A 24,598-nucleotide genomic window follows, 5' to 3' on the forward strand; every position below is an offset into this window, starting at 1 on the left:
TGGGTAACGCGGTGGCTGGGAAGCCCGAAGGTCACGTGGTGGGCTGGTGTTGGGCGAGCACCTCGCGGATCCAGGTGAGCCGGTCGCGGTAGGAGGCGTCGTCGGGGTGCCGGGCCGCGGCCCTCTCTGCTATCGCGACCGCTGCTTGGAGTGGCGGCACGGCGTCGTTTGGCGGCAGGTAGCCGGAGGTGGTCCCTATTTGGGCGATTAGGTCAAGTACTAGGTCGTCGCGTGTGCCTTCGAGGGATGGGGCGAGTCGCAGTAGCTCGGTGATGGCTTGGCGGGCGGGTTCGGTGGCTTCGGGGCGTCGTCCGGCGGCGTCCAGGCGTTGGGCTAGGACGACTTGCATCCAGGGGTGGCGGTAGGTGTAGTCCGGGTTGTCGGGGTGACGTGATGCCAGGCGTTCTGCGAGCGTGATTCCCTGGCTGACCGGGTCCACCGCGTCGTTGGCTGGTAGGTAGCCGGAGTTGTACGCGATTTGCAGGATGAGGTCGTAGGTGAGGTCGTCGCGTGCGTTTTCGAGGGATGGGGCGAGTCGCAGTAGTTCGGTGATGGCTTGGCGGGCGGGTTCGGTGGCTTCGGGGCGTCGTCCGGCGGCGTCTAGGCGTTGGGCTAGGACGACTTGCATCCAGGGGTGGCGGTAGGTGTAGTCCAGGTTGTCGGGGTGACGTGACGCTAGGCGTTCTGCGAGCGTGATCCCTTGGCTGACCGGCTCTATCGAATCGTTTGTGGGCAGGTAGGCGGAGTTGTAGGCGATCTGGAGGATTAGGTCGTAGGTCAGGTCGTCGCGTGTGCCTTCGAGGGTGGGGGCCAGCCGGAGCAGTTCGGTGATGGCTTGGCGGGTTGGCTCTGCGGCCTCGGGACGGCGGTGCGCCTGATCGAGACGTTGGGCCAGGACGACCAGCATCCACGGGTGGCGGTAGGTGTAGTCGAAGTTGTCGGGGTGACGGGATGCCAGTTGCTGGGTGATTGCGACTGCGTCTTGGACGGCCTCGGTCGCCTCGCCGGGTGCGAGGTAGGCGGAGTTGTAGGCGATTTGCAGGATCAGGTCGTAGGTCAGGTCGTCGCGTGTGCCCTGGAGTGTGGGGGCCAGGGTCAGCATTCGGTCGATGCCCTGCTTGGCGGGCGTGGCTGCTTCGGGGCGGCGTCCGGCTCCGTCCAGGCGCTGGGCCAGGACGACCTGCATCCAGGGGTGGCGGTAGGCGTAGTCGAGGTTGTCGGGGTGGCGAGATGCCAGCCGTTCCGCGATCGCGACGGTTTGGCGGACTGGTTCCACCGTGTCGCTGGCGGGCTGGTAGCCCGAGTTGTAGGCGATCTGGAGGACGAGGTCGTAGGTCAGGTCGTCGCGTGTGCCTTCGAGGGCGGGCGCGCCTGCCAGTAAGGCCTCGATGCCGTCGTGGGCGGCTGAGGCCGCGTCGGCGGGACGGTGTTGTGCCGCGAGTTGTCCTGCCGCGTTGGTCAGCGAGCGCATCTTGTCGTACCAGCTGCCTGGATCGGCGACGGTCGGGTCGTACTGCGCTGCTTGGATGGCGCGTTGGGCGTCCAGGCGGAACAGGCTCACGGTTCCCGCGCCGCGGCCGGTGACCACGAGGCTGTAGGAGCCGCTCACGAGGTCGCGGGAGCCGAAGAGGGGCGAGCCGACCGGGTACCACGGTGCCCAGCCCTGGTCGTAGGGGCGTTGCGGGTCGTGGTGGGTGGTGCGGATGTAGCCGTCGGCGGCGTCCCAGAACAGCCGGACCTCGCCCTCGGCGGGGCTGATCGCGGTGGGGGTGGCCCGGTAGCCGGTCGAGCGTGGGGGGACGACCTGGAACGGCTCGCTCCACGCCTGCCCAGGTTGCTGGGCGTCGAGGTGCCGGGCGTACACGGCGCGATCGGGGCCGGTCCAGAAGATCAGGATCTGCCAGGGGCGTGGGCAGACGGCCGAGACGTGGGCGATGTCCGGTGGGGTGAGCTGGACGGGGGGTGCCCAGCCGGGTTGCTCGCGTGAGTCGAGGTGAGCGCTCCAGATCGAGTCGTCGCGTTGCGCGTAGAACACCCACGCGGCCTGGGGCGCCGGGGACACCGAGATCAGCGCATCGCCGTAGGGGGCCTCGGGGGTGATCGGCTGGGGCTCGCCCCATGTCCCGTCGGCGGCGCGGTGGCGCCAGTGAATTGCGGCTGGGTGGACGGGATAACGCCAGAACAACGCCACTTCGCCAGGGGCGATGACCGTCGCCGACATGTGGTCCCGGCGGAAGTACTGCGGGGGCGAATCGGGCTGTGTCACCACTGGGACGGGCGTCGACCAGCCGGACGGCTGCGCGGGGTCCAGGTGAAGTTCGGCCAACCGCCGTTCTGGGTCCTGGATGAAGGCGATGGCCTGGCCCGGTGCGGGGACGCAGACGGGCAGGCCGCCCCCGTCCATGGTGCCCGCGGGCGCCGCTGGCGGGTCGATGGTCCAGGCGACCGGTGACTGTGTGGTGTTCAGGGTCGCGGATCCGATTGAACCGTCCCCCATGGGCCACAGGACCTTGACGCTGGACGCGGACGGTCCGATGGCGCGGAAGTGGCGCCAGCCGGGCGTCCCCATGGCGGACACGGGCACGGCCACGTTCCACGGTGTGAAGCGCGCGACCATCGGATCCGTCGCCCAGTACTCCAGGACGTCGCGCATGCTGAGCAGGAGGATCACGCCGGTCCGGTGCCGTACCTCCAGGCGGAGCGATTCGTCGAGCCGGGCCTTGTAGTCGTCAAGTTCGGCCTGGCCACCGATCAGGTGGTCCTCGCGGGTCAGGGCGGTGGTGTAGCCGCTGATGTTGTCGACGCATTTGTACTGGACCATGTAGAGCCCGGGATCCGACTCCGGCCGACCATAAATATCGGGCACGATGGCACGGTCGGTGTTCTCGATGATCCAGCCCAGCCGGTCGGCGTGCCGGTGGATCTCCTCGCGCGCCAGTTTGTTGAACCGGATGGGACGGTTGATGGTGATCATTACGCCGAGGCGGACGGTCAGGACGTACAGATAAACCGGGATGGCGACGCGGTGGTCGAAGGTCTCTCCGCCGGGCCCGGGACGGAGGAAGAACGAGTTCCCCTCCAGAATGCTGTTGGCCGCGACCCGCGAGTTGTCGTCGGCTTGCGCGCGCAGTAGTGCGTCGGTCCTGTCGCCGGCCACCCAGGCGCTGGCCTGGTCCGCGGCCGTCCGGCTTAGCCCTTTGAGCTGCTCCAACTGCTGGCGGGTCTGGAGGAGGTAGGCCTGCTGCTGCTGGTCGAGCAGCTGGCGGATCGCCTCGGCCACGGCGTCCAGCCGGTACTGGATCACCTGGAAATCCGTGTGCAGTCGGTCGAGCTTCTGTATTACGAGCTCTTCATGAGTCGGATGGGTCGGGTTAATGAGTTCGTTGAGATTCTCGTACCCGTCATAAACCGACTTGATCGCCTGATAGGCCTGATACGCGGTCTGGATTCCCTCGTAGACCGCCACGACGGTCGCCCACTCTTCTGCCATCGCCGCCCCGATCACAAAATTTCTTTCATCCTTGCACCCGAATCTGATTCCTCCCATCAGCTGACACGATCCGGCCAGAAATGCAGGACGAAACCGCCCGTTCCTGCCCGCCCTTGCGCTGATGTCGCATTCGGTCGCCCCACTCGCCGCCGTCCGCCTCCCGGGGTGGGGTTGCTGATCACGTGGGCCGTGGCTGGTCAGGCAGGGGCGTGGGTCTTGGGGGCGGCGTGTGCGGGTGCGGGCGTGTTCTGGTTGCGGGCGGCCAGGGCCAGGGCTAGCCAGAGCAGGGCCGCGCTGACGGGGAGGAGATCCAGGTTGGCCGTGATGGTGACGAAGCCCAGGGCGACCAGGACGGGGCTCAGCGCGGCGACTGATCTCCGGCCTGGGGTGACGATCGCGAACTGGATCAGCAGGGCCAGCAGTCCGAGCATGAAGAATGCCGGGCCGATGTCGTAGACCGCCTGGGGGAGCACGGCGGGGACGTCGGCGTAGCGGTCGGACAGGGTGCTCTTCTCGGCGGCGTCCGCGGCTCGCAGGCCGACGACGATGTCGACGATCGCGACGCGGACGAACATCACCGGTGAGCATGATCGCGCGGGTGCGGGTCTCGGCGCACACGACCTTCGCGGCCTCGATGCCGTCCAGGCCGGGCATGCGAATGTCGAGCAGGACGACGTCCGGATCGTGTTCTCTAACGGCGGCGATCGCGGCGGCGCCGTCGCCCGCCTCGGCCACGACTTCGATGTCGGGTTGGGCGTCCAGGATCATCGCGAAGCCGCTGCGGACGAGTTCCTGGTCGTCCGCCAGCACCACCCGGATCACGCGATCACCGCCGCCGCCGGGTAGGGAAGGCGCGCCAGGACCCGGAACCCGCCGTCCGGCAGGGGACCGGCCTCGGCCGTACCGCCGCAGGCGTTGACGCGTTCGCGGATGCCGATGAGGCCGTCGCCGCCTCGGCGCCAGTCCGTGTCCGTGCCGTCGTGGCCCTGCCCGTCATCGGTCACCGTGATCTCCAGTTCGTGGTCGGTCCAGCGCAGCCGGACCTCGGCCGTCCGCGCGTTGGCGTGCTTCACCGTGTTGGTGAGCGCCTCCTGCACGATGCGGTACGCCGCCAGGTCGGCGTCGAGGGGAAGGTCGCGGCTCACGCCCTCGACGGTGAGCCGTACCTCGACCTGGGTACGGTCAACGTGTTCGACCAGGTCGGGCAGCGCGCCGATGGTCGGCTGGGGCGCGCGGACGCCGTAGTCCTGCTCCTCTTTGAGGACGCCCAGCATCCGGCGCAGCTGGGCCATCGCGTCCCGGCCCGCGTCGGCGATCGCGTCGAAAGCCCGCTCGGCCTGGTCGGGATCGGTGCGGACCACCACCGGACCGGCCTCGGCCTGCACGACCATGATGCTGACCGCGTGCGCGAGCACGTCGTGCATGTCGCGGGCGATGCGGGACCGTTCCTCTGCCGCCGCCCGCGCCGCCTCCGCCTCCCGTTCGCGTTCGAGCTGCGCCGACCGTTCCACCAGCGCGCTCGACCGCTCCCGCGCGGTCCGCGCCAGCGTGCCGAGCAGGAACGCTGTCATGGGCAGGAGCAGCGTGAACATGAACTCGCCCGCGTCGTTGCCCTTGACCAGCAGTGCGCCGGGCGGGATCGAAACCACGATCACGGCGATGAAGCCCCAGCGCTGCCAGCGATGCCGTCCCAGGTCGGCCAGAGTGTAGATGGCCACCAGCCCGCCGTACTGCAACATCTGGCCCGGCCGGTGATAGGCCGACACCGCCATGGCGAAGCACGCCACGACCAACGCGACCGCGAACGGCGCCCGTCGCCGCCACACCAGCGGCACGACCGTCCCGAGGTTGAACACCACGCCGAGCGGCGACACCTCCGGCGCCGTGGCGACGAGCGGCACGAACACCGGGACGGCGACCGCCGCGGCGACCAGCACGTCCACACGCGTCCGGTGACGACCGAAATCGCGGAACCGATTCGACATTCACCCAGTATCGGACCGGCCCGGCCATGCTCACCTCGCCCACACGAGGGATCCCGCCGCTGGCCACACCCTCGCAGAACCGCCTCGCCCCGATCGACCCCTGCCCCGCGCCACCCACGAGCCGAACCATCGCGAATCCGCAAGATGATCTTGCTAAACATGAAATCGCTGAGACCGTCACCGGGCGTGCGCATGGTGCGGCGACGGACGGGGAGTTCGGGCTCTACAACGTGGTTGGTCTGCCGCCGGCGGCCGAGACGGGGACCCACTTTCACAAGACGATGTCCGAGTCGTTCTTCGTGACCGGCGGGACGGTGACGTTGTTCGACGGCGAGCGCTGGATCGACGCCACCAAGGGCGACTTCCTGTACGCGCCGGTGGGTGGGCTGCATGCGATCAAGAACGATTCGGACGGCCCGGCCTCGTTCCTGATGCTGTTCGTGCCGGGGGCGCCCCGGGAGGGCTACTTCGAGGGGGGTCGGCGCGATCGCCGAACTCAGCGAGGAGGAGCGGAACCGGTTCTTCGTCGAGCATGACACCTATTTCGTCGACTGAGCCCGGGGCGCAACCGGGTTGGGGTTGGTGGGGTTCATGGGGTGAAGCGCGTCCAAGAAGGAGGCGCTCGTTGGGGAGGAAACCTCATGGACTTGCGGCTTGCCGGGCGCGTTGCCCTTGTTACCGGGGCGTCCAAGGGAATCGGGCTCGCGGTCACGCGGACCCTTCTGGACGAGGGGGCCCGCGTGGTGGCGGTGTCCAGGAAGCCGGGGGAGTTGGGCTCGCTCGCTGGGCCGAACCTGCTGCATGTGGCGGCGGATCTGATGGAGCCGGGCGCGCCCGCGCTGGTCGTGGAGCGGGGTGTGGAGGCGTTCGGCGGTCTCGATGTCCTGGTCAACAACGCGGGCGGGCCGCCGCCGGGGGCCGAGTTGCCGCGGTTCGGGTTCATGACGCTGACCGATGATGACTGGCGCGACATGGTCGAGTTCAATGTCCATGGCGTTGTTCGGATGGTGCGGGCCGCAATTCCGCACTTGCTGAGGAGCGACGCGGCGTCCATCGTGAATGTGTCGTCCGGGAATGCGCGGCGGCCCGGGCCGATGAATTACGACTACAACGCGGCCAAGGCGGCTCTGACGAACCTGGGGAAGGGGCTGTCGGAGGAATATGGGCCGCAGGGCGTCCGGGTGAACACCGTGTCGCCGGGGCCCGTGCGAACGGCCTGGTGGACGGAGGACGGCGGAGCGGCCGACATTATCGCGGGGGCCACCGGATCTGACCGTGACGCGGTGCTGGACGGTGGCGCCGCCGAAATGATGAACCTCACTACCGGACGTCTCGCCACGCCGCAGGAGGTCGCGGACGTCGTCGCGCTGCTGGCCTCGCCCCGTTCCGCCAGCACGACCGGCGCGGACTTCGCCGTCGACTCGGGATTTCTCAAGGAGATCTGACGGGCTGAGATTTCAAACACGGATCGAAATCTGGTCGTTGGCACTGCGGCGACGTACGTTGCTGCCATCACGAGGCCTTATACCACCTGCCGCGTGATACCCCCCGCCAACCCCCGAAAGGTGGACCAGAATGAACCGCGGATCGCATCTCAAACACGTGGTGACCGCCGGGCACTGCACCAACATCGGCGCCACCTGGACGACCCGGGACGGTCAGACGGTCGGCACCCGGCAGGCCAGCAGCTTCCCCGGTAATGACTACGGGACGATCCGCGGCGCCGGGCAGGTGCAACTGGACAATGCCCAGCTCACCCAGGTCGGGCGTCCCGCCGTCGGAGCCCAGGTCACGAAGAAGGGGTCCACGACCGGGACGACCTCGGGGCGGCTCGTGGGCTACGACCGGACGGTGAACTACCAGGAGGGCGCCGTCACCGGCATGATCGAGACGACCGCCTGCACCCAGCCGGGCGACAGCGGCGGTTCGTTGCAGAGCGGCAGCACCGCCGTCGGGATCACCTCCGGTGGTACCACCGGGTCCTGCACCGCCAACTACCAGTCGTACTTCCAGCCGCTGGACGAGGCACTCCAGTCGCAGGGCCTCACTCTGAAGTGAGGTGCGGCTCCGGGTCGGCCAGCCCGACCCGCGCGGCCGAGCCGACCCGCGCGGCCGAGCTGACCTGCGTGGCCGAGCTGACCTGCGTGGCCGAGCCGACCTGCGTGGCCGAGCCGACCTGCGCGGCCGAGCCGACCTGCGCGGCCGAGCCGACCTGTGTGGTCAGGCCGACCTGCGCGGCCAGGCGGTCGCGCAGGTCGGTGAGGCGGGCTATCTCGGCGTCCAGGGCGGCCAGGCGGCGCGCGGCGATGCCCGAACCCGTCCGGCATCCGTCGGTGGACGGCGCGTCCGCGTCGAGATGGTGGAGCAGGTCGGCGCAGTGGCGCAGGTCCTCGATGGTGAGGCCCGCGGACAGCAACCGGCGGATCGTTCGGACGCGCAGCACGTCGCGCTGGTCGTAGGTCCGTTGCCCGCCCGTGGTGCGGGACGGCGGCGCCAGCAGACCGCGCTGTTCGTAGAACCGCAGTGCCCGGGGCGTCGTCCCGGCCGCCGCCGCGGCGTCGCTGATCCGCATGGGTCCTCCCGGCCTACAGTTCGACGACGACGGTGCCGAAGTGCTTTCCGCCGATCAGTTCGTGCAACGCGCGCGGGGCGTTCTCGATGCCCGCGACGCGCACATGCGGGAAGACGATCTCGCCGGAGCGCAGCCATCCGCCGAGACGCGTCGCCCATTCGGGGTCCGGGGCGCCCTGGTATCCCCGCAGCTCGATCCCCTTGGCGATCAGCTGGAAGACGTCGATCTCCACGGGGGCGGTGGTGCCGGTGTCGTCCGGTGAAAGCTGGCCCGCCAGCACGCCGACGAGGGAGAACCGCGAGCCCGGACGCGCGAGGGTGATCGCGGCGCGGAGCTGGTCCCCGCCGACGTTGTCGACCAGGACGTCGATGCCGTCCGGCGCGGCCTCGGCGAGCTGGTCGGCGATCGGCCGCGTCCCCCGGAGGACGGCGGCGTCGTAGCCCAGCTCGTCCACCAGCCGTTTCGCCTTGTCCGGTGAGCCGGTGCTGCCGATCACCCGTTTCGCGCCGAGCAGCCGGGCGAACTGGCCCGCGAACGAGCCGACCCCGCCCGCGCCGCCGGTGACGAACACGGTGTCGCCCGGACGGACCCGCGCGTCCCGCGCCAACGCCGTGTACGCGGCCTCCGCGTAGCTCAGGTGGGCGGCGGGGTCGGGCAACGAGTCGTCCAGTGCCGTCCACTGCCCGGCGGGTACGGCGGCGTATTCGCGCCAGCCGAGCCAGTGGTGGACGAGGTCGCCGGGCCGCAGGTCCGTGTCGGACGGGGCCGAGACGACCTCCCCGATCGCCGGTCCGAACAGGGTGTCGTCGGGACGCAGCGGCGGGAACGGGGCGTCCTTCACGCCCCCGCCGATCAGCGTCCGGATGCTGGGGAAGACGTGGAAGAACCGGTTCCGCACGAGCACTTCGCCGTCTCCGGGGACTGGTGTCGGTGTCTCGACTACGGCGAAGTGTTCCGGAAGGGGAAGGCCGTCCGGCTGGACGGCCAGTCGAACCTCGCGAGATGTGGCGGGCACCAGAGTCCTCCTGGCGTGGGTCCTTTATGACCTCGCGACGTTAATCGCTGACCCACGCGTCAGAGTCAAGCCCACGGCTTAGTTCATGTCGATGAACTGGTGGTCTGTCCGGATACGGCCGTCGCCGTCCAGCGACAGGACGTCGAGGCCGCCGCCGAGCCTCTCCCGGGTGCGGAGGTCCAGCATCGCCCAGCGCAGACCGACGATGTCGGACCTGAGCACCTGCGGCTCCCCGACGCCCGCGAAGACGTGCTCCCCCGGCGCGATGAACATGTCGTAGGCGCGTGTCACCCTGGCGTCCAGTGCCTCGTGGCCGCGAACTTCCAGCGGGGGCACGGGGAAAGCGAGGGCCGCGGCCGCCTCCCGCATCTCCTGAGGAGGGTCGACCAGGACGTGGATTCCATCGGCCGCCCACAGTTGGCGGACGAGCCCGCCGCGCGTCGCCGGGTCGGCCTCGTTCCACTGCGCGATATAGCGGTCGACCAGTTGCTTGGCATCAAATGATTCGCTCATGGGCAGCAGTGTTGGCCCCTGCCTGCGACCGCGCGATTCCCTGGAGGGAATGGCGACGGCGCGCACACCCGGTTGGAATGGGGGTATGACGGTGTTGACGGGGTCCGGCCATTTCGGTCCTGAGCTGCGGCGGTGGCGGACGCGTCGCCGCGTCAGCCAGCTCGACCTGGCGATCAGGGCCGACACGACCCAGCGTCACCTGAGCTTTCTCGAACGGGGACGCTCCCGTCCCGGACGCGCCATGGTGGTCCGTCTCGCCGAGGCCCTCGGCCTGTCGCTGCGGGAGCGCAACGAACTGCTGCTCGCCGGTGGCTACGCGCCCGTCTACGCCGAGTCGAGCCTGGACGCGCCGCAGCTCGGGCCGGTGCGAGAGGCCCTGGACCGCGTTCTCGACGGGCATCTGCCGTATCCGGCGGTCGTCGTCCGACCCTACGGGGAGCTGGTCGCCGCGAACTCGGCCTTCGACGTCCTGACGGAGGGCGCGGCGCCCGCGCTGCTGGAGCCGCCGGTCAACGTGCTGCGCCTCGCCCTCCATCCGGACGGGACGGCCCGCAGGGTGGTGAACCTGGTCGAATGGGGCCGCCACATCACCGGCAGCCTGCGCGACCGGGCCGGGCGCGGCGGCCCAGACCCGGCCCTGGACGAGTTCATCGCCGAACTGGACGGTTACGTCCCGGACGTCGAACCCGGCGCCGACCACCTCGGGTTCGCCGTGCCGCTGCGGCTCCGGGTCGGGGAGGGCGAGCTGCGGCTCATCACGACGTTGACATCGTTCGCGACGGCCGTCGACGTCACGCTGTCCGAGCTGCGCCTCGAAGCGTTCCTCCCGGCCGACGCCGAGTCGGCGGCGATCCTCGCTCAGCGGAGCTGACCTGGTCGGTCAGTTCCAGCGGAGTCGGCGGCGATCCTCGCGCGGTGGGGCTGACCCGGATGGTCAGTTCCAGTGACCGGCGGCGGCGGTCTCGGTGACGTAGTCCTCGAACCGCCTCGGGGCGCGGCCGAGCGCGCGTTCCACGTCGTCGGTGGGCGCCTCGCCCGTGCCGTCGCGGATGGTCGCGAAGAGGCGGGTGTACCACTCGGCGATCGTGGGCGGGACGCCACCGGCGATCTGGCGTTCGACATAGGCGCGGGGGTCGACGTCCTCGTAGCGGACGGTGCGTCCCGTGGCCTTCCCGATGAGGTCGGCGACCTCGCCGAAGGTGATCGCGCGGGGGCCCGTCAGGTCGTAGATCTGGCCGTCGTGCCGGTCGTCGGTGAGCGCGGACGCGGCGACGTCGGCGATGTCCTCGGCGTCGATGAACGGCGTCCGGCCGTCGCCCGTGGGCAGGGACAGGGTCCCGGAGAGGACGCCGGGCAGGAAGAACGCCTCGCTGAAGTTCTGCGAGAACCAGCTGGGCCGCAGGATCGTCCAGGCCACGCCGGAGTCGCGTACCGCCTGTTCGACCTCCGCGAGCGGGTGGTCGTCCATGAACTCGACGCCCGGGGCCGACAGCAGCACCAGCCGCCGCACGCCCGCGTCGACCGCCTCCGGCACGAGGCGGGGGATGCGCTCGCGAGGGTCCGTGGCCGGGTTCGGGCGGGTCTCGGGGTCCACGAGGTAGGCGGCGGTGGCGCCGTCGAGTGCGGGCTTCCAGGTCGTGGGGTCGTCCAGGTCGAAGCGAATGTCGGAACCGCGGGACGCCGCGCGCACCGTCTCGCCCCTGCTCTGAAGGCGGTGCGCGACGCGGCGACCGGTCTTGCCGGTGCCGCCGAGAATGAGGACGTTGGTCATGCCGTTCAGGAAACCCCGTGCCGGCCAAGACGATCCATGGGTAATCGTCGATGAAACCTTTGCGATCGTCTAAATTGGGGCGGTGTGGACGTCCTCACCGATCTGCTGCACCGGGCCCGGGCCCAGAACGCGCTGGTCAGGCAGCTGATCCAGCAGCCGCCATGGTCGGTGACGTTCGCCGAGGTGCCTCCGCTCTCGGTCGTGGCCGCGATCGAGGGCCGCTCGGTCGTCCGCCTCGACGACCAGGCGGTGCCGCTGGACGCGGGCGACATCGCGCTGATCAGCGGTGTCGACGAGTACACGATCGCCGACGATCCGGCCACGCCGCCGCAGATCCTGATCCGGGGCGGAAGGAAGTACCTGCCCGGCAGCGATGAGGAGTTGTGCGGCGACTGGGCCCTCGCACCCCGCACCTTCGGCGACGGTTTGCCGGGCGCCACGGTCATGCTCCGTGGGGCGTACGAACTGCGCGGCGCCGTCGGCGGACGCGTCCTGGAACTGCTCCCGTCCCTCGCGGTCGTGCCCACCGGGTCGCGGACCCGCGCGGCGTTGGACCTGCTCACCGCCGAGGTCGGCTGCGACGAACCCGGCCAGGACGCCGTCCTCGGGCGGCTGCTCGACCTGGTGCTCGTCCTGGCGTTGCGGGCGTGGTGCGCCAGGCCGGAGGCGGGGCCCGCCTGGTACCAGGCCATGGCCGACCGCGCCATCGGCGCCGCGCTCCGCCGCATGCACGAGGACCCGGCCCGCCGCTGGACGGTCGCCGGTCTGGCCGCGGCGGTGGGCATGTCCCGCGCCTCGTTCGCCGCGCGTTTCGCCGCCCTGGTCGGCGAGCCGCCGCTGACCTACCTCACCGGCTGGCGGATGACACTGGCCGCCGACCTGCTCCGCGACACCGACAGGACTGTCGCCGCCGTGGCCCGCGGGGTCGGCTACGAGGACGCGTTCGCGTTCAGCGCCGCGTTCAAACGGGCCCACGGCGTCAGCCCCTCCGCGTGGCGCCGCCGGACGTGGGCGTCGTAACGGCGCTTGCTTCTGCTTCCTGGTACGCACCACGACGGTCGCGGTATTCGATCGAGATTCCCTGCTTTCGACGTGCTCGCGAAAGCATCCCGACCTTCCCCTTCCCGAACCCGTTCACCGCCCGTCTCACCCGTGACGGTCACACGCCGATCCGCGACCACACCCACTTCCCGTACGGCTCGGTCGGCGTCACCCCGCACTCCAGGGACAGCGCCTCCACGATCGGCAGCCCCCGCCCGCTGACGCCCTCCTCGTGACCCGGGTTCAGCGCCTCGGCGTCCGGACTCGCGTCACCGGCCACGACTCCCAACCCGCGCTTGCGCACCGGCCGCGCGTCCGAGCCGTCCCACACCGACAGCAGCACCGCCCCGCCCTCCCGCGCGAACGACACCCGGATCTCCCCATCCGGTGTTTGCCGCCACGCGTTCGTGACCAGCTCACTCGCGATCAGGGCCACGTCATCGGTAAGCCTGGCCAGCCCCCACCCGGCCAACCGCAACCCCACCATCGCCCGTACCTGCCCCGGAACCGTCCGCGCCGCCAGACAGGTGACGTCCAGTCCGCTCGGCTGCCTGACCTCGATGCCCATCTCGCTCACCTCTTGTTCGCCTGGCCTGTCGCGCGCCTACACGTGGCGAACCTCGCCCATGGCACTCGACTTTTCGCATTCGAGTTCACAGACTGTCGTCAGTTGGATACAGTTAGACCGTTCACCTCAATAATCTGTACTTTCTGGATCAGCGATGGCTGCTCGAACCGATCTTGACCCCGACCACAACCATTGGCACTGGTTAGCCTCTGACCTGCGGATATGGCGGGTCGAGAGGAACATGACGCAGACCGCTGTGGGCGAGATCTTGAAAGTGACAAAAACTCAAGTTTCGAACTGGGAATCGGCCCGGGAAAATCTGCCTTCTAAGCACGCCGAAACTCTCGACCTGGTTTGGCGCACCTACGGGCACTTTGCCCGTATTCGCCGCCTTGCGGAGCGAGAGCACGATCCGGGCTGGTGGTCCCAGTACACCCCGATAGAGGCGCAGGCGTCCCGTGTCTCCTATTGGGCTCTCGCGATCATCCCTGGACTACTCCAGACAGAGGACTACGCCCGTGCCCTCCTGAAGAACGGCCAGATCATTGAGGACGTCGAGGCGACGGTCAGTGCACGCATGGCCCGTCAGGAGATACTGCATCGGGATAAGCCGCCGGAGCTTCGCCTATTGATTAACGAGTCAGTGCTTGATCAGCCTGTCGGTGGACCCGCTGTCATGAGGGAGCAACTCGCTCATCTCATTGCACTCAGTCACGAACGTAGCGTCATCCTACGTACGGTGCCGCGTAGCGTTGGCGCACACATCGGATTGGACGGTTCGTTCACGCTCCTCACCTGTGGAAACAGGTCTTCGGCCTACACGGAAGCCAACACAGGTGGCAGACTGACGCATGACCCAGCGAGCCTGGCCGACTTCGAACGGCGCTTCGACCTCATCGGCTCGGAAGCGTTGTCGGCGTCCGCTTCACGTGGTCACATCACACGAATCATGGAGGCCATGCAGTGATCGAATGGCGTAAGTCCAGCCGAAGCAATGCATCTGGCAACGAGTGCGTAGAGGTCGCGCACCTTCCCCAGGGGCGCGGAATCAGGGACAGTAAGAACCCCGGAATCGGACACTTGGCGCTCTCCGTCGAAAGCTTCGCCCAGCTCATTATGTGCATCAAGCGCGACGAGCTGACCCCCTGACCCCGGTGCGCGGAACTGGCCCATCGCCCGCTTCCGCGCACCAGGCAACACACCGTTCAGGTCATGGAGGCCGAACGATGGCGCCCACCCAACGCCATCGCGCAGACGTCCACCGCGGCAGACAACCTATGGTGAAGGTGTTCGGGGAGAAGTTCGGCGTCGAGGCCGGCGACCCGAATAACCTCGGCGAGCTCTTGTTGACCTTTCGTAGGGAGGCGGGCTGCGGCTGGGTGTTGTAGGAACTCCCGTGCTGCTTGTGTGCCTCCTGGAGACCCTCCCAACGCCAGTAGACGGTCCAGGATGCGGCTGTGGCATGATCCCGACGGTTCTTGGCTGAGGTCCAGGACGGTCATGCCGAGCCTGCTTATGGCAGTGATTAGCGCCGGATCCTCGTTCAGGGTGAGGAACTGCTCGGCTACCTGTGCTGTCTCGGTCTCTGTCTGTCGTCCTTCAAGGCGTAGACAGAAGATCGTGAGGCACCTAGCGACGGTCTCGTCCCACGGGTCGCTGACGTCGCTCGCGTGGAGAAGCCGGAATGCCTCGTTGCGCCGGTGTTCGATGGCGTGCGCGAGGATGGCGATCTGACGGCCGTCGTTCAGGTCGGGTCCTATTCCGTGGAGCTGTTCGGTGTATTGGAGTGCCCGGTTCCAGTCGCCAGCACGTACGAGAGCTCGCGTCCCGTCAACCAGAAGAACCTGCCACAGCCAGGTGCGGATTTCGAGGTGATCGTGATCGCTGGTGGTGAGGGCGCTCAGATCAACGGTGCATCCGTCGAGATCTGCCGTCGTCCGGTGGGTAACGGCTGAGAAGAGCGTGTGGAGCAGTTGGAAGGCCCGGCGTCCTTCCCCGCCCCTGGTGCGGAGCCGTGCAAGGTTGATCAGGGGTTGGAGAGCGAGTTTTGCGCTGCTCGCCTGGAAAGGTGTCGCGGCGGCTAACTGGTTGAATTGCCGCCAGCAGAGGGCGCGGGCTCTTTCTGGGTCACCGGCGTCGCTGGCGAGGAGAGCGGCGAGGTTGAGGGCTTCGGCCGCGCGCGTCACCGCGTCCGGGCCGCCCTGCTGGGCTTGGGCCGCGCGGGATTCGATCTGTTCGATTCGGATAGTGAGCGGTCGGGGGATGACTCCTGGCCGCGCGACCAGCGGGAAGCGTCGCGCGGCCAGGGCAGTGAGGCGCCGCTCTTCGTGGTTGGTGTCCATGGGCGCCCCCTTCAGGCGGCTACCAGTTGATGGTCAGGCGGGTGTCGGGGCGTTCGATGCGGCTGCCAGGCCCGAGCAGGTCGTCGGCGGTACCAGCGCGGTGAGCGGTGATGACAGGGCGGGCGGGCCGATTGTGGTTCCATTCGCTCAGGAGGTCGATGAACTGGTCGATGAGCCGACGGCCGGCGGGTCCGTGGGCGACGATGCCGAGTTCCTTGGAAGCGGGACCGTGCTGGCGGGCGGCGATGTAGGCCAGGCTCTCGCCGTCGTAGAGGCTGGCTCCCGCCCACCGCAGCGCTGGGTCGGCTGTGCCGGAGGTCCTGGCGGCGGGTCCGGCCAACAGGCGGCTGAAGCAGGGTGCGTGGGTGGCGAGCCAGAGGTCGAGGTGTTCGACCGCTTCGTGGTCGGTGACGTTGATACCGATCCAGCGTGTCTCGGCGGGGTGGGTGAGGACCTGCGCGAGCGCTTCGAGGTCGGCGTCGGCGGCGGCGTCGAGGTTGAGTGTGACGCCCTCGGCGAGCGGGATCGTGGTGGTGGCGTGCGCGGCGGCTCCGCGCATGGGGACGAATCCGCAGACGCGGGCGTAGCTGCTGACCAGGCGGCCGTCCGGCTGGAGATCGAGGGCGAGGGAGCGGGTCAGGCCACTGCCGTGCAGGCGCAATGGCACGACCATGCGCCCGCAGGCGTCGAGCTGGTCCCACCATGCTGTGGAGACGTCCCATACGCCGACAGTGGCGATGATGCGCTGGTAGGGCGCGCGGTCGACCCAGCCGAGAGCACCGTCGCCGCAGACAGCGGTGACGTTGGCGTACCCGGCCTCGGTGAGCGCTGCCGCAGCACCGTCCGTAAGGTCCTGGTCGATCTCGATCGTCGTGACGTGGCCGTCCTTGCCGGTGAGCAGGGACAGGATGCCCGCGTTGATTCCGGTGGCTGCCCCGATCTCCAGGATGTTCTGCTTCGGCCGGACATCCAGATCCTCGGCCATGGTCGCCACCAGGTTGGGGTCGGAGGCACTCGACAACGCCGTCCCGTCAGCGGCGCGCTTCGTCACGACCTGGCTCGGCCGGTACGCCTCGGCGAGGTCCACGCTGTTGAGGAAGAGCTCGCGGGGGACGGTCCGGAACGCCTCTTCGACGGCCGCGGTGCGGAAGGTACCGCGCCCGAGGATGCGGTCGGCCAGCGCTTGGCGAAGCTGGGCTGGATCATGGCTGACGGATGCGCTGAGGTCGGTAGTCACCACGGCGACGTTACCGATGGCCTCCTCCTGACGCCCGTTGTTCGTGTCCCTTCTTTTGCCTCGCCCAGATTCGAGCACGGCTGCGGTGGCTGCTGCGACCATGGCGCCCTGGACCAGTTCGGGAAGCCCGAGGCGATTCCATGCGTACAGGGCGTGCTGGGCGAGTACGGCGTTCAGGCCGCGGGTAGGGATCCCGTGCCGATCCAGGTCGAAAAGCCGCTTTCCGGTGTTGTGGAAGGCCGTGAACCATGCCGCCGGGGCTCTGGTCACTGCGGGCGCGGCGGACGGATCTCCGGTGAGCAGGTGCCTGACCGCTGCGATGTCGGCCGTGGAGGGAGGTTGCGGCGGGCTGGTGCGTTCCTCGGTGAGCAGACTCCAGATCTGGCCCTGGTCGTACCAGTCGCGTCCTGCTGAGCGCATGAGTTCGGCGATGGAGAGAAGCCCGATCTCCCTGTGGTGGCCGTGCCCTGCGGCGAGATGGTCCAGGGCGTGGCGGCTGTCAGCGTGGAAGAGGACATGAGCGGCGGTGAGCGACTCCTTCCCTCCGAACGCGGCGACGGGCGGCTCGTAGATCGTGTGAGCCCAGCGGACGCATTCGCTCGCCTGGACGAGCTTGTCGCAGACCTCGCCGATCGCGGCGTTGGCACTCTGCTCACGGTTGGCAGCCGGGAGGTATCGGATGCGCCATTCGGGACCCTTGCGGGTGAACCACCACAGGGTGATGGTCCCGCTGGCCTCCAGATCAACCAGGTGCGGGCCGATGGTGTCGACGCCAGCGCGTTCAGCCGCCTTCCAGTCGCCGGACCAGACGCTGACTTCACGCCAGTCTGCCTGGTCGTCTTCTGGTTCGGGCGTTGAGATCATGTGGGTTCCGTTCCGGTGAGCAGGAGGCAGTTTGTCCAGGGCCCGAGCCTGCCGGTGGCGATGCTGTGCTGGGTGAGGGCGAGGCCAGCGGTCCCGTCGATCAGCCCTGGCCGCTCGGGCACGGGGAGAGATCGGTTTCCGGCAGCAGTGATGAGGGCACTGAGCTGGAGTCCGAGCATCGGCGAGAGGCTGTCGGTGGTCGCCGTCCAGACGGTGGTGATCAGTCCCGACCAGCCGTGGCACAGGGTCAGGTCAGCGAGCCGGTCGAGTTGGTGATGATCGGTGACGCAGGCCAGGAGTGCGTGTTCGGCGTGGCGTTGGCGGCGGCTGTCGCCTTGGGCGAGTGCGGCAAGCTGGAGTGCACGGGCGATACCGGGGGTGCCGTAGCACCAGGACGGCCGGGCCGGTCCGTCCTGGTGAGATCTTTGGGTGCGCAGGTCGGTGAGGGTGAGGCGTTCCGGCCACCAGGGTCCGGCCTCATCTACTTGCTGCACCCGGTCGAGCCAGCTGGTGATCGTCGCGATGGCCTCGGCCTGGCCGGGGACGATGACCCTGGCGCGGTACGCGAGGGAAAGGAGGGCAAGGGGCCCGCTGATGCCGTGGGCCATGCCCTGGTCGGAGTAGCCGTCAGCGAAGAGCTCCACGGGCTTTCCCACAGGCATGTGGAGGGTCCACCAGCCGGGCACTTCTGTCCCGGCGGCATCGGCGGCTGGAATCGGTACGGTCAGGCGGACGAGGCAGGCGAGAACGTCTCGGAGAGCCGGATAGGAGGGGTCTCGGGCGAGGAGGTAGGCACCCAACCCGGTGAGCCCGCGGACGAGGTCGAACTCTCCGGGCACGGGCCTGAGTGAGGCGGCCATCCTCTTGGCTGCATCGCCGAGCTGCCGCTGCACCATCTCGGTGACGACATGGTCGAGCTGCTTCAGGAGGTGAGCGGCGTGCTCAGGTAGGGCCGCGGCGTGAAGAGCGAAGCCGAGGGCGGGGGCTCCGTGCCAAAGGCCCGCGCCGCCCGCTGCGGCGAGTGGTTCCTTGGTGGCTGCGGCGAACCACGCCGCAGCTCTGCTCCAGGGGCTCACATTGTCGCGAGCGCGAGTGCCGTGCAAGATCGCGATCCCAGGGTGCCCACATGACAGGGACTGCCCGTCCCAGCGCGGGCTGTCGGGGTCGATGCCGGCGAGGTCGGGGTGGGGTGGAGGGACGGCCAGAGTGTCGGCGAGTCGGGCCGAGAGGTCACGTGCCGATCCCTGATCGAGCGGGAGCGGGTGGACGAGATCGAGAAGGCCGCTCACCGTTCACCTGCTGGGGTTCGGGAGATCCAGGCGAGCGCGGCGGCGCGAGCCAGCCGACGGCAGAGCCGTTCGCCGGCCAGGTTGATCCCAGCACAGCGGATGTGGAGCATGTGCGTCAGCGGCACGATCGTCTCTTCCACCTTGAGCGCTTCGCCGTCCAGATGGTGGCGGTACGCGGCAGCCGCGTGCGCGCGGTTCGCCCAAGCGTTAGCGATGAGTCTGCCGCCCTTGAGAGCGGCGATCGCACCAGGCTGGCTGAGCCGGACAGCCAAGGCAGCGACGTTCCGGTCGGGTCGGTCACGGGCAGAGCGGTAGGGGTGGTCGATCAGCCACCGTGCCCCGGCCTCGACGCCGCCGACCAGATGGCTGGTGAGATCGACCATGCTCGCGGCGAGGAGCGCCTGCGGCGGAATGGAACGGTCTGCGTCCAAGGCGGCGAGATGGGCCAGGGCTGCGGCTGAGTCCGCGGCGAACAGTGCCTCGGCGGCATGCTGGATCGCGCCCTCTCCGTATCGGGCCGTCTCCGGCAGATGGGTGTTGAAGGTGAGAACTCGGATGAAACCGCCATCGCGGAGCTGCACGGCCCACGCGCTGATTCTGGCGAAGGCGCTGGTCTGGTCGTCGGTGTGGATCCGGATCCGAAGGTGAGGTTCGGGGTCTCGGTAGCGGACGAACCACCATGAGGGCGGTACCGGCCACTGGCTGAGCAGGTCGGGAAGCTTGTGCACGAGGACCGTGTCCATCAACGCGGGGTCGGTGTAGAGCTTCGCCATCAGCAGGTGGCCGGCACCGGGGAGAACACCACGGCGCGGCCCCATGAGGGCAGGTGGGCGTTGACGGGTCAGGATCGTGGGCGTGGGCGCGGTCGGGCGGTTCGAGGCCACAGGGATGATCAGTTCGTTCGCTCGGCCATCGAACCAGCCGTGATCAGCCGGTGTCGCGCCTTCGGCGATGACAAGGGGCTTCCCGGCTGCGCGAGCTTGGTCCAGGTGGTCGCGCAGAACGGCGAGATCCATGGCGTCGTCGAGATTGAGGCGGAGCCGGAGGTCGGAGTCGCCGACGCTGATCGTGCCGGGGAGGCGAAGACGTCCTCGCAACGTGTCGAACTCCGTGCGCCACCGATCCTTCGCCAGGTCAGGGTCGGGAAGAGCCGTCGACGGGATCGTCCAGCGGGCTGTGCTCAAGATCGAACGGCCGAACACGATGCGCGGCAGGAACGGCAGACAACGGGCCGCTCCCCAGGCAAACGGCGAAGAGGCGGCCAACCGAGCGCGGGGAATCTCAAACAGCAGCCGTGCCATCGGCGGCATCACGTGGCGGGCGCCGGCGTTCGCCAACATGGGTTCCACGACCTGCCCGGACGACCGGGAGAACAGGTACATTCCCCGAGCGTCGGCGGTCACCGCGAGGTCATCCAACCGGAACCGGTCATCGGCCTCAGGACGGTGCTCGGCCATCGTCACCAGCCGAGGCAAGAGCTGCGGAGCGCGAACGACATTCTCCAGGTGCGGATGAACAGGCGGAAACGATAGGTGCGCCGCAGCCGCCCCCTCCACATACGTCGGAAGCCGACCGTAGACGGCACGTCGATGCCGCTGATCTTCCTCCGGGAGCAGGTCAATGAATCGCCCGGACAGAGCCGTCCCGGTCCGGGCGATCCCAGACACCACAAGCCGGAAGTCGTCCTGCTCGACGGCGGAGAGGCTCGGTGCCCAGAGCTGGGTGAACAACTCCAGATGCGGCGGAATCCTCAGAATCTCGGACCCTTCGCGAAGGCTCGCTAAGAAGCCCTCGTCGAGCACGACTTCGTGAGAGCCCTCCAACGCTGCTTGCTGGGCGAGCGCGAGCAACCGGGTATCCCGAACGCTCAACTCCCGAGGGAGGTCCTCGGTGGGCGCGGTGAAATGGTCGGGGTAGCCGATCCCCGCGACCGGGTCGACCAGCAGGGTAAGCGGGACGGCCGCGTTCGCTCCGAACCGCGCCATGAAGCGCTCGTGATATGCCTTCCAGCCGGGATCGCCGTCGGGGTGGGGGGACAGGCAGACAAGCGCCGTGGCAGCGTTCGCCGCTTCGACGGCGACCTGGCGCGGCAGTACCATCGTGGCGCCGACGCGGACATCGACCGACACCGGATGCTCAACCTCGGCCAAATCCCGCATCTTCGTACCGGTCGTGATCCGGCCGCAGTCGAGTTCCTCGGCGATCTGCCGCAGCTCCGCCAACAACGGCCGCAACCCAGAAATGGCAGAGGCGTTCGCTTCGAGAAGTCCGCGCCTCAGATGGGCCAGACCGTCTTGGCACGTCGATGGAGGTCTCAGATCGGTGATGAGGATCCCGTTGGAGACGAACCGGCTCACCACCGATTGGACCGCCTCGGCCGAGACCTCCAGCTCAACCCTGACCTTGTCGATCAGCTCGGCGACGGCAATGGGAGTTCTTACCAGCCCGAGCACCAGCCGCGCGGCGGCCGTCAGATGTAAGGAAACCTCAGCCGCCGGTGGCCGAGTCGGATCAGCAGCGTGAGGCTGCCAGGGCACGACCAGCCTGTCGCCACGTTCAAAGGCCAGATCGTTCACCACAACACGCAGGCGGCGCAGAAGCGCGCCGTTGGCTTCGAGCTCCCTGATGATCAAGGCAAGCCAAACCGCATGAGCCTTCGTCCGGACCTGGAGTTGGTCCGGCTCCCAGCACGCCACGACTTCGGCGCCCCACTGAAGCGGAGCGACGCCGGCGAAGAGGCCAAAGGGTGTGGAACGGCCTCGCATTCGTACGAGGTATCGGGCAAGAGCCAATGCGGTACGTCTGATCCGAGCGGGCTGCGAACGGTCGCCGGCGCTGATGCGTTCGATCCGCGCCGCCAGGCTTGGGCTGGCGACCGTGACAGCGTTGGCAACGGTCGAGTTAGCCCATGTCGAAGAGATCCACCGACACGAGTCCTCGACACCGCCATCCTGCTCAGGGCCGGGCCAAGGTAGCGCAGGTACGCCAACGTCGACGATGGCCGCCCGGAACATCGCGGCGTCAACGGGTTCGTACCATCGCCCAGAGGATGGCACCGCACGCTCCTTCCGTTCCAAGACCGGCAGACAGTCCCGGTGGCCCGACGTAGATCGGGCCACCGGGAAGGCGGATCAGCAGTCGCCACCCGCGAGGGTGTCGCACCCGTTGTCCGTCGAGCATTTGCGCGACAGCGTCGCCGCCCCGGACGCGACGACCGTGATGTCGAGCCCGGCGAGCAGTTCGTCCGGCTCGGTGAGGCCCTCCAGGTCAGCGGTCGAGCCGTGGACGGGAGGGGTAACAGTGAGCGACATCGTGTCCTCCAATGGTTGGTCGAGTCCCAGTGAAGGCGCTACCGCGCCTGGGTTGAAGGGTGCAGACTGACTCGAAGGTTGAACGGGTTGAAAGTCGGGAGCCGTCCTCATGGCCGCCAGTACGCGCACTCCAAATGCCGCCCTCGCCGCATTAGTCGCCGAAGCGAACTGGACCAACGACAGCTTCGCTCGGGCCGTGAACCGTCTCGGAGCGGAGAGCGGAATGGCTCTCCACTATGACAAGACCGCGGTTTCTCACTGGATGGCGGGCACCATGCCGCGATCCGCGGCCAGACCTCTGGTGTGTGAAGCCCTGTCCCGACGACTCCGCCGCCCGGTCACGCTGGCGGCTGCGGGGTTAGGGCCCGCTGAATCCGTGCAGGACATGGGCGCGGATATCGTGGCAGCACTGATCGACCTCGGGAGCGCGGACATGGATCCAACTCGAAGGACGGTGCTGGGAGCGGGCTTCTACTCGGCGCTCTTGGCGATCCCCGGCTGGTCAGAGGTCTCGGCGAGGTTCGACCGACTGCGCTACGACCCACATACCCGCGTCGGGCAGGCAGAGGTTGATGCAGTCCGCGCCATGACCGAGCAACTCTCCACCCTCGACGACCAGTTCGGAGGACGAGCTGTCCGGCCGATGGCCGCTGCTTTTATGGTCAACACGGTCGCGCCCTACCTGAGGGCCGACGCCCGCGAGGACATCCGCATCCAGATGCTGTCGGCAGCGTCCGATCATTGCTACCTCACCGGCTATATGGCCATGGACGAACGCGAAGACAGACTGTCTCAGCGCTGGTACGTCAAGGCGCTCGAACTGGCGGGGTATGCGGGCGATCACCTGACCTACTGCACGACCCTGCGCGGAATGTCCGTACAGGCTGTCGACCTGGGCCACGGTGCGACCGCGCTCGAACTGGCCGACGCAGCTTCAGTAGCCTCGCCCCAAGCAGGTCCCCGGATGCGCGCGTTCCTCACCGGCCAACAGGCACATGCGGCAGCCGCCACCGGCGACCGGGCTCTGGCACTCGCCAAACTGAAAGAAGCACAGACCGCCATGGACCAAGCTGAATCCCGGGCCAAGGCATTCGGCTCCTACGACCCGTCCTCAATGCAGTACCACGTTGGCCAGGTCCTTTACGAACTCGGCGACCCGAAAACCTCCATCGCAGCCCTAGAAGAATCCGACCGACTTCGCCACGATATCTATCGGCGAACCAAAGTCCATCGCCTCGGCACGCTCGCTGAACGCAAACTTGAGATCGGTCGTCTAGAGGAAGCCTGCACCGACTGGAACCTGATGCTTGACGACTTCCCGAGCGTCCAATCCGGACGATGCGACGACCGATACCGCACCATGATGACCTCGCTGGCAACATTCACGCGCAACGCACACGCACGGGATCTCTACGACCGGGGCCGTGCCATGGAACCTCGTCTAGCAAGGCCAGCCTGACTCGCTTGAAACGGCCGCTGACCGAATCCCTCTGGCGACCGCTCTGAGACCATTCTGCGATCATGCCAGCCGCAGGCTCGCGCGACCTCGCGGGCGGTGAGCCCGGCGTCGAGCCGGATCTCGCGCAAGCCGTCTGCGAGGTCGCGACGAGCCCGCTGGACGCTGGACGACGGCGAAGTCGTCACGATGCGGGCAACGGGTCACGAGGGCCTGTAGGTCGCATGGTCGATCCCGCGTTCCCAGACGGCATCGAACGCTGAAGCGCACAGTTTCGCGACATCCGCGTCCTTGGTCATCTCCGTCCCGGTCGGGCGCCCATCACCGTCAAAATGGTTGAACAGCACAAGGCGGTCGTCCACCAACCAGAAGTCGTTTCCCGGCAACGCCAGGTCAGACGCGCGTCGCCGAGCAAGCCAGCGGAGCTCTTCTCCTGCCGCGACGTTGGTGAAGGCGTACGAGTGTGAGTACCGCAAGTACTCGCTCAGCGGCTCGGAAACCACCCGAGCACGGCGCACGGTCACTCCTCGCGCCACCGTCGCCACGATCAGGTCCAGCCAAGGTCGCCACCACGACTCACGGTCAGCTGGGTCGTGGCGATGTCCGCCCTTCCATGCAGCGATCCGGCTCTGCTCCGAATCCACCATGTAGACGTCACGCATCTCGAGATGTACGGCACGCTCAGTTGCCGAGCTGAGCAGCTCAGCGTACGTCGGGGCCGCGACCGTCACCCTTCACCTTCGGGAAGAACTGCATCATGCGTTGTGGGAACCGCATGGTGATCTCTCCGGGTGGGTTCTCGCCGACCTCGGCGAGAGCCGTGTGGTCGGTGATGATCCAGCCTCTGAGAAGGTAGTCGCCGGTCTCGGGATCGCGCCATACGGTCGGGGACCCGCCGTCGTCAGACTCGGGGTCTCCGCCGAGGAACTCTAAGGCCATGATCGCCTTCAGATCGGGGCTGTGCACGGGCTTGCAGACATAACCATCGCGCTGCGAAGCGGTGTATGCCAAGGTGGCCACGCCCGCGGGGTCGGCTACGAGGACGCGTTCGCGTTCAGCGCCGCGTTCAAACGGGCCCACGGCGTCAGCCCCTCGGTGCGGCGCCGCCGGGCGGGCGCCGCGTAAATGAGCTTGAGATGGCCCG

23 protein-coding genes and 2 pseudogenes are annotated in these 24,598 nt (G+C 68.2%); 9 read left to right on the top strand and 16 right to left on the bottom strand.

Annotation, left to right across the window (positions count from 1 at the left end):
- Window positions 1–31 precede the first annotated feature (31 nt).
- The 4 genes and pseudogenes from ABD808_RS29030 to ABD808_RS29045 form a co-directional block, all read right to left on the bottom strand.
- On the bottom strand, window positions 32–3,490 hold the full coding sequence (locus tag ABD808_RS29030; RefSeq protein ID WP_344903567.1) for a PLL family lectin: 3,459 nt from the start codon (window positions 3,488–3,490) through the stop codon (window positions 32–34).
- Between the two features lie 197 nt (window positions 3,491–3,687).
- Window positions 3,688–4,068: a hypothetical protein gene (locus tag ABD808_RS29035; protein WP_344903570.1), complete on the bottom strand. Its 381-nt coding sequence runs from the start codon at window positions 4,066–4,068 to the stop codon at window positions 3,688–3,690.
- Between the two features lie 55 nt (window positions 4,069–4,123).
- A pseudogene (locus tag ABD808_RS38670) lies at window positions 4,124–4,258 on the bottom strand (response regulator); the annotation flags it as partial.
- A gap of 50 nt (window positions 4,259–4,308) precedes the next feature.
- Window positions 4,309–5,475: a sensor histidine kinase gene (locus tag ABD808_RS29045; RefSeq protein ID WP_344903075.1), complete on the bottom strand. Its 1,167-nt coding sequence runs from the start codon at window positions 5,473–5,475 to the stop codon at window positions 4,309–4,311.
- A gap of 26 nt (window positions 5,476–5,501) precedes the next feature.
- Between ABD808_RS29045 and ABD808_RS29050 the strand changes: the two genes are divergently transcribed.
- The 3 genes from ABD808_RS29050 (at window position 5,502) to ABD808_RS29060 (ending at window position 7,533) form a co-directional block, all read left to right on the top strand.
- Window positions 5,502–6,011, top strand: coding sequence for a cupin domain-containing protein (locus ABD808_RS29050; RefSeq protein ID WP_344903078.1), 510 nt, complete (start codon window positions 5,502–5,504; stop codon window positions 6,009–6,011).
- A gap of 105 nt (window positions 6,012–6,116) precedes the next feature.
- Window positions 6,117–6,920, top strand: a complete 804-nt coding sequence (locus ABD808_RS29055; RefSeq protein WP_344903081.1) for an SDR family NAD(P)-dependent oxidoreductase — start codon at window positions 6,117–6,119, stop codon at window positions 6,918–6,920.
- Between the two features lie 130 nt (window positions 6,921–7,050).
- A complete protein-coding gene (locus ABD808_RS29060; protein ID WP_344903089.1) occupies window positions 7,051–7,533 on the top strand; it encodes a S1 family peptidase in 483 nt (160 codons plus the stop codon).
- Here ABD808_RS29060 and ABD808_RS29065 read toward each other — a convergent pair.
- The 3 genes from ABD808_RS29065 to ABD808_RS29075 all read right to left on the bottom strand — a co-directional run bounded on the left by ABD808_RS29065 (window position 7,520) and on the right by ABD808_RS29075 (window position 9,575).
- Window positions 7,520–8,047 (bottom strand): helix-turn-helix domain-containing protein, encoded by a 528-nt coding sequence (locus ABD808_RS29065; protein WP_344903093.1) that lies wholly within the window; start codon window positions 8,045–8,047, stop codon window positions 7,520–7,522. The genes ABD808_RS29060 and ABD808_RS29065 overlap by 14 nt on opposite strands.
- 13 nt (window positions 8,048–8,060) lie before the next feature.
- The gene (locus ABD808_RS29070) at window positions 8,061–9,062 is read right to left on the bottom strand and encodes a zinc-binding dehydrogenase (RefSeq protein WP_344903096.1); all 1,002 of its coding nucleotides are present in this window, start codon (window positions 9,060–9,062) and stop codon (window positions 8,061–8,063) included.
- A 78-nt stretch (window positions 9,063–9,140) separates the two neighbouring features.
- Window positions 9,141–9,575 carry a hypothetical protein gene (locus ABD808_RS29075; RefSeq protein ID WP_344903100.1) on the bottom strand — a complete coding sequence of 145 codons (435 nt, stop codon included), beginning with the start codon at window positions 9,573–9,575 and terminating at the stop codon, window positions 9,141–9,143.
- 85 nt (window positions 9,576–9,660) lie between these two features.
- On the opposite strand from ABD808_RS29075, the gene ABD808_RS29080 reads away from it, so the two are divergent.
- The gene (locus ABD808_RS29080; protein WP_344903103.1) at window positions 9,661–10,446 is read left to right on the top strand and encodes a helix-turn-helix domain-containing protein; all 786 of its coding nucleotides are present in this window, start codon (window positions 9,661–9,663) and stop codon (window positions 10,444–10,446) included.
- Between the two features lie 63 nt (window positions 10,447–10,509).
- Here ABD808_RS29080 and ABD808_RS29085 read toward each other — a convergent pair whose 3' ends face one another.
- The gene (locus tag ABD808_RS29085) at window positions 10,510–11,346 is read right to left on the bottom strand and encodes an SDR family oxidoreductase (protein ID WP_344903106.1); all 837 of its coding nucleotides are present in this window, start codon (window positions 11,344–11,346) and stop codon (window positions 10,510–10,512) included.
- 84 nt (window positions 11,347–11,430) lie between these two features.
- On the opposite strand from ABD808_RS29085, the gene ABD808_RS29090 reads away from it, so the two are divergent.
- Window positions 11,431–12,366: an AraC family transcriptional regulator gene (locus ABD808_RS29090; protein ID WP_344903109.1), complete on the top strand. Its 936-nt coding sequence runs from the start codon at window positions 11,431–11,433 to the stop codon at window positions 12,364–12,366.
- 139 nt (window positions 12,367–12,505) lie between these two features.
- Here ABD808_RS29090 and ABD808_RS29095 read toward each other — a convergent pair whose 3' ends face one another.
- Entirely contained in the window at window positions 12,506–12,955 is a 450-nt protein-coding gene (locus ABD808_RS29095) for an ATP-binding protein (RefSeq protein WP_344903546.1), read from the bottom strand.
- Window positions 12,956–13,109: 154 nt separating this feature from the next.
- Here ABD808_RS29095 and ABD808_RS29100 point away from each other — a divergent pair, with 154 nt between their 5' ends.
- Both ABD808_RS29100 and ABD808_RS29105 read left to right on the top strand, forming a co-directional pair.
- Window positions 13,110–13,922, top strand: a complete 813-nt coding sequence (locus tag ABD808_RS29100) for a helix-turn-helix domain-containing protein (protein WP_344903112.1) — start codon at window positions 13,110–13,112, stop codon at window positions 13,920–13,922.
- Window positions 13,919–14,104: a DUF397 domain-containing protein gene (locus tag ABD808_RS29105; RefSeq protein ID WP_344903115.1), complete on the top strand. Its 186-nt coding sequence runs from the start codon at window positions 13,919–13,921 to the stop codon at window positions 14,102–14,104. The genes ABD808_RS29100 and ABD808_RS29105 overlap by 4 nt, the downstream gene beginning before the upstream one ends.
- Window positions 14,105–14,160: 56 nt before the next feature.
- Here ABD808_RS29105 and ABD808_RS29110 read toward each other — a convergent pair whose 3' ends face one another.
- The 5 genes from ABD808_RS29110 to ABD808_RS29130 form a co-directional block, all read right to left on the bottom strand.
- Window positions 14,161–15,297 carry a hypothetical protein gene (locus ABD808_RS29110; RefSeq protein WP_344903119.1) on the bottom strand — a complete coding sequence of 379 codons (1,137 nt, stop codon included), beginning with the start codon at window positions 15,295–15,297 and terminating at the stop codon, window positions 14,161–14,163.
- 19 nt (window positions 15,298–15,316) lie between these two features.
- Window positions 15,317–17,398: a methyltransferase, FxLD system gene (gene fxlM, locus ABD808_RS29115; protein ID WP_344903123.1), complete on the bottom strand. Its 2,082-nt coding sequence runs from the start codon at window positions 17,396–17,398 to the stop codon at window positions 15,317–15,319.
- Window positions 17,395–18,687, bottom strand: coding sequence for a lanthionine synthetase C family protein (locus tag ABD808_RS29120; RefSeq protein ID WP_344903125.1), 1,293 nt, complete (start codon window positions 18,685–18,687; stop codon window positions 17,395–17,397). The genes fxlM and ABD808_RS29120 overlap by 4 nt, the downstream gene beginning before the upstream one ends.
- The gene (locus ABD808_RS29125; protein WP_344903549.1) at window positions 18,684–21,701 is read right to left on the bottom strand and encodes a lantibiotic dehydratase; all 3,018 of its coding nucleotides are present in this window, start codon (window positions 21,699–21,701) and stop codon (window positions 18,684–18,686) included. The genes ABD808_RS29120 and ABD808_RS29125 overlap by 4 nt, the downstream gene beginning before the upstream one ends.
- A 117-nt stretch (window positions 21,702–21,818) precedes the next feature.
- Window positions 21,819–21,998 carry a hypothetical protein gene (locus tag ABD808_RS29130; protein WP_344903128.1) on the bottom strand — a complete coding sequence of 60 codons (180 nt, stop codon included), beginning with the start codon at window positions 21,996–21,998 and terminating at the stop codon, window positions 21,819–21,821.
- A 109-nt stretch (window positions 21,999–22,107) separates the two neighbouring features.
- On the opposite strand from ABD808_RS29130, the gene ABD808_RS29135 reads away from it, so the two are divergent.
- Window positions 22,108–23,457 carry an NsdA family TPR-like regulatory protein gene (locus tag ABD808_RS29135; RefSeq protein WP_344903131.1) on the top strand — a complete coding sequence of 450 codons (1,350 nt, stop codon included), beginning with the start codon at window positions 22,108–22,110 and terminating at the stop codon, window positions 23,455–23,457.
- A gap of 200 nt (window positions 23,458–23,657) precedes the next feature.
- On the opposite strand, the gene ABD808_RS29140 is transcribed toward ABD808_RS29135, so the two are convergent.
- Together ABD808_RS29140 and ABD808_RS29145 are read right to left on the bottom strand one after the other, a co-directional pair.
- Window positions 23,658–24,116, bottom strand: a complete 459-nt coding sequence (locus ABD808_RS29140) for a DUF6879 family protein (RefSeq protein ID WP_344903134.1) — start codon at window positions 24,114–24,116, stop codon at window positions 23,658–23,660.
- Between the two features lie 40 nt (window positions 24,117–24,156).
- Window positions 24,157–24,474 (bottom strand): hypothetical protein, encoded by a 318-nt coding sequence (locus tag ABD808_RS29145; RefSeq protein WP_344903573.1) that lies wholly within the window; start codon window positions 24,472–24,474, stop codon window positions 24,157–24,159.
- Between ABD808_RS29145 and ABD808_RS29150 the strand changes: the two are divergent.
- Window positions 24,475–24,579 (top strand): annotated as a pseudogene (locus ABD808_RS29150) (AraC family transcriptional regulator); the annotation flags it as partial.
- Window positions 24,580–24,598 lie beyond the last annotated feature (19 nt).

The sequence above is a fragment of the Actinomadura meridiana genome, assembly GCF_039537545.1.
GTDB lineage: Bacteria > Actinomycetota > Actinomycetes > Streptosporangiales > Streptosporangiaceae > Spirillospora > Spirillospora meridiana.